Annotated in this window: 4 protein-coding genes; 2 read left to right on the top strand and 2 right to left on the bottom strand. The window is 70.9% G+C overall.

Translation table 11 applies throughout. From position 1 onward, the window contains the following. A partial coding sequence (locus OOT08_RS00245; protein WP_325090597.1) for a hypothetical protein occupies nt 1-248 on the top strand: 248 nt, incomplete at its 5' end. A gap of 96 nt (nt 249-344) precedes the next feature. Here OOT08_RS00245 and OOT08_RS00240 read toward each other — a convergent pair. Then, complete coding sequence (locus OOT08_RS00240; RefSeq protein ID WP_325090596.1) at nt 345-1,070, bottom strand: hypothetical protein; 726 nt, start codon at nt 1,068-1,070, stop codon at nt 345-347. Beyond that, nucleotides 1,067-2,086: a helix-turn-helix domain-containing protein gene (locus tag OOT08_RS00235; protein WP_325090595.1), complete on the bottom strand. Its 1,020-nt coding sequence runs from the start codon at nt 2,084-2,086 to the stop codon at nt 1,067-1,069. The genes OOT08_RS00240 and OOT08_RS00235 overlap by 4 nt, the downstream gene beginning before the upstream one ends. A 272-nt stretch (nt 2,087-2,358) precedes the next feature. On the opposite strand from OOT08_RS00235, the gene rpsA reads away from it, so the two are divergent. After that, the gene (gene rpsA / locus OOT08_RS00230) at nt 2,359-3,813 is read left to right on the top strand and encodes a 30S ribosomal protein S1 (protein ID WP_325090594.1); all 1,455 of its coding nucleotides are present in this window, start codon (nt 2,359-2,361) and stop codon (nt 3,811-3,813) included. The last annotated feature ends 379 nt before the right edge of the window (nt 3,814-4,192 follow it).

Genomic DNA, 4,192 nt, shown 5'->3' with positions numbered 1-4,192 from the left:
GGACGCCCGAGTCCACCGCGAGCGGCACGATCATCATGCCCCGTCGTCGGGGTGACGGCACCCAGGCCGCGGCCGAGGGCGCGGCCATCGATGCGCTCGCCGAGGAGGCCGGGGCGGGCACCCCCGCCGAGGATGCGGCGCTGGGCGAGCACGCGCAGGGGCACGAGGGGCACTCGGGGGGTACCGCCGGTTCGCCCGACCGTGCCCGGCACGGGACGAAGCCGGATCCGGAGGCCCCGCAGGGCTAACCCGCGATCACGCCCGCAGCCCCGGCTGCCCCCGCTGCGCCCGACTCGGCTTCCCCGCCGCGTCGGGCGCTTCGCGTTCGATGGCCGAGCGCGGCGTCAGCGGTCTGGGTGCCGGAAGAAGCCCAGCTCGGCGGTGTCGAGCACGCGGAGGGTGTGCTCGGCGTAGCTGCCGCCGATCACCGCGGAGAAGCCCGATCCCCGGGCGCGGCGAAGGAGGCCGCGGATCGGACGCACCCCGGCAAGCTGCGCGGCGACGATCGCCGAGCCCTGCGCGTGCACCCCGGCGATGGTCACGACGGTGCGGTCGCCGCCGACCGCCGCCTCCCGGGTCCGGGACAGGTACCCGATATCGGAGTCCTCGCCGGTCGAATCGTTGCGTGAGCGGTAGCTGAGGCCCGTGTCCCGGGTGACGATCCGCCAGCCGTCCGCGCGATGCGTGAAGCGGAGCCGCGGGTCCCGGCTCATTCGCTCGGCCACGTCCGCGGAGCTCTTCGGTCCGCAGATGAGCAGGTGCCCGCCCGGGCCGAGGGAGAGCGGTTCCTCGGGGCCGACGAAGCGGGTCTCGCAGCGGATTCCGCGGGTGGCGAGGAAGGTTTCCAGGGTGCGGGCGGCCAGGTAATCGGGCTCGGCGACCGCCGTGCGCCCCTGCAGGGTCCGCAGCGGCAGGACCAGGCTGATCTCGGTGCCGCCGAAGAAGCGGCGGACGGCGCGATTTCTCAGGCGCGTGCGCGTCACGTGGGTCAGCCAGGAGCCGAGGGCGATGAGCGTGCCGATCCGGGCGAACCAGTCGAGCACGGTCGCGGGGGCATCGAACGGGTTCATCGCACGAGCACCAGGGTGGCATCGTCAACCTTTGCCCCGGGCACCGTCTGTCGGTGTTCCCGGGTCCGGGCAATCGCGAGCTCGGGATCGGCGGCAAGCCACTCGGCGACGGCCTCGTCCAGCGTCGGCCAGATGCCGCCCGGGCCGATCGCGTCCAGCGCGCCGTCGCTTGCGAGCAGCAGCGGGCCGTCCGCGTCGAGGTGACCGTGCATGGCGTGCTCGGCGGCCGCTGGGTCGTCCGCGGCCACCCAGTAGCCGCCGGGCCGGTTCCGGGCGGCGCGCTCGGCGCGGTACAGCTCCAGCGAGCGCTCGGCGAGCGCGTCGGGGGAGCCGAAGGCGCGGGCGGCGCTCCGGGCGGCCCGCTCGGCCACCGCGACCCCGGCGAGGCGCTCGTCCCGGAGGGCGAGCGCGCCGCCGGGGCCGGGGACGATGACGGCGGCATCGCCCAGGACCAGCCAGTCCACGCCGGCGGGGGTGCGCCGCAGGAGCGCGACCGTGGCCGCGGGCCCGGCCTGGGCACGTGGCCAGGAAATCGACTCGGCAATGGCGCGCTTCAGGATCTCGGTCAGGCTCAGCTCGACGCGGTCCGCCTGGCGCGACAGGGCCTCGGACAGGGCGGACGCGTACTCGGCGGCGGTGACGTCCTGCACGGTGCTGAGCGGCTGCGTCGCGCCGTCGATGACCCAGGCGAGGCTGCCGCGGGTGCCCCAGCGGTCCTCGTTCGGGCGGGAAAAGTCCCCGGGGAGGCTGGCCCCGCGCACGCGGATCGCCGCGGACTCCGTCAGGGTGAGGCTGAGCCCGAGCTGCGCGGCGAGCTCCGCGACGTCCGCGAAGCCGGGGGAGCCCTGGCCGCTCTCCAGCTCGCTCAGCCACTTGCGGCTCCGGCCGATGCGCGCGGCCAGGGCCTGCTGGCTCACGCCGAGCTGGAGGCGGCGACGGCGCAGCACCTGCCGGGCCGGGGCCGGGGTGGCCGAGTCCGGCCCGGGGAGCGGTGCGGTGAGCGTCCTCGTGGTCATGCCCAGAGTGTAACAAATCACAGCACCCCATGTCACGTATTTGTGACATCCGGGAATTCTGGGGTGCGGGGCGTCAGTTCGAGGGGTCGGGCCGCGCTCCGACGGGGCGCGGCCGTCGCGGTCGCAACACGCCCGGTTCCACGCGTTGACCTCCGCGGGATTCCCGGGCTAAGATTGAGTGTCACTTCTGTGACAAATCCATAAAAACCCGCCGCCGCGGTTCCGAATACCGCGACCGGCCCGATATGTGTCCATTCTGGAGTACTACTTACATGACAACCGCAACGACCAAGGCAACCAAGCAGGTCGCCATCAACGACATTGGCTCTGCTGAAGACTTTCTTGCCGCGGTCGAAAAGACCCTGAAGTTCTTCAACGACGGCGACCTCATCGAGGGCACCGTTGTGAAGATCGACCGTGACGAGGTCCTCCTCGACGTCGGTTACAAGACCGAGGGCGTTATCCCCTCCCGCGAGCTTTCCATCAAGCACGACGTCGACCCGAGCGAGGTCGTCGAGGTCGGCGACAGCGTCGAGGCGCTCGTCCTGCAGAAGGAAGACAAAGAGGGTCGCCTGATCCTCTCCAAGAAGCGCGCCCAGTACGAGCGTGCCTGGGGCGACGTCGAGAAGATCAAGGACGAGGACGGTGTCGTCACCGGTACGGTCATCGAGGTCGTCAAGGGTGGTCTCATCGTCGACATCGGCCTGCGTGGCTTCCTCCCCGCATCGCTCATCGAGCTGCGTCGCGTCCGCGACCTGACCCCGTACCTGGGTCAGGAGATCGAGGCCAAGATCCTCGAGCTGGACAAGAACCGCAACAACGTGGTGCTCTCGCGCCGCGCGCTGCTGGAGCAGACCCAGTCCGAGTCCCGCTCGACGTTCCTCGCGAACCTCGCACCGGGCCAGGTCCGCAAGGGTGTCATCTCCTCCATCGTCAACTTCGGTGCCTTCGTGGACCTGGGTGGCGTGGACGGCCTCGTGCACGTTTCCGAGCTGTCCTGGAAGCACATCGAGCACGCCTCCGAGGTCGTTGAGGTCGGTCAGGAAGTCACCGTCGAGGTGCTCTCCGTCGAGCTCGACCGCGAGCGCGTCTCCCTGTCGCTCAAGGCGACGCAGGAGGACCCGTGGCAGGTCTTCGCCCGCACCCACGCCATCGGCCAGGTTGCTCCGGGTAAGGTCACCAAGCTCGTTCCCTTCGGTGCGTTCGTTCGCGTTGCCGACGGCATCGAGGGCCTCGTGCACATCTCCGAGCTCTCCGGCCAGCACGTTGAGCTCGCCGAGCAGGTTGTCTCGGTCGGCGAAGAGGTGTTCGTCAAGGTCATCGACATCGACCTCGAGCGTCGCCGCATCTCGCTGAGCCTCAAGCAGGCCAACGAGGGCGTGGACCCCGAGGGTACCGAGTTCGACCCCGCGCTCTACGGCATGGCCACGGAGTACGACGAGAACGGCGAGTACAAGTACCCCGAGGGCTTCGACCCCGAGACGCAGGAGTGGAAGGAAGGCTTCGAGACTCAGCGCGAGAAGTGGGAGCAGGACTACGCTGCTGCCCAGGCTCGCTGGGAGGCTCACAAGAAGCAGGTCGCGACCGCCGCTGTGGAGCAGGCCAACAAGCCCGAGCTCTCCGGCGAGGCCGGCGGCAGCTCCTTCTCGAGCGAGTCCGCTTCCGCGGGCACCCTCGCCGACGACTCGGCCCTGGCCGAGCTGAAGGCGAAGCTCGAGGGCAAGTAGCCCCTTCGGGTGAACTGACTACGCGGCCCCGGCCGCGCTGAGTCACCGCCCACACGACAGGCCCCGGTTCCTTCTGGAACCGGGGCCTGTTGCGTTGCGTGGCGGGCGGCACCCGGAGCCGGGAATCGAAGCACTGCGAGACGCTCGCCCCGCCCCATGCGAAGCGCCCCACTGCCTCGCCGAGCAGGCGAGACAGTGGGGCGCTCCGGTTCCTACGCGTCGTCCGTCGGGTGCTCGGGCGCATTGGCGCGGGCCGCCCCGCGGGTTCGGAGGCGACGCCACAGGAGCAGCCCCGCTCCCACGGCCAGCACGGCGATGCCGCCCCAGATCAGGGTGCCTTGCCCGTCGGCCCCCGTTTCCGAGAGCCCGGTGGTCGTGG

The organism is Leucobacter sp. M11, assembly GCF_035726885.1.
Taxonomy (GTDB): domain Bacteria; phylum Actinomycetota; class Actinomycetes; order Actinomycetales; family Microbacteriaceae; genus JAPFRB01.
This window is presented reverse-complemented; position numbering and strand designations above follow the sequence as displayed.

Bases quoted from the DNA above. Each gene is read 5' to 3' on its own strand.
- rpsA (WP_325090594.1), top strand. From the start codon at position 2,359: ATGACAACCGCAACGACCAAGGCAACCAAGCAGGTCGCCATCAACGAC.
- OOT08_RS00240 (WP_325090596.1), bottom strand. From the start codon at position 1,070: ATGAACCCGTTCGATGCCCCCGCGACCGTGCTCGACTGGTTCGCCCGG.
- OOT08_RS00235 (WP_325090595.1), bottom strand. From the start codon at position 2,086: ATGACCACGAGGACGCTCACCGCACCGCTCCCCGGGCCGGACTCGGCC.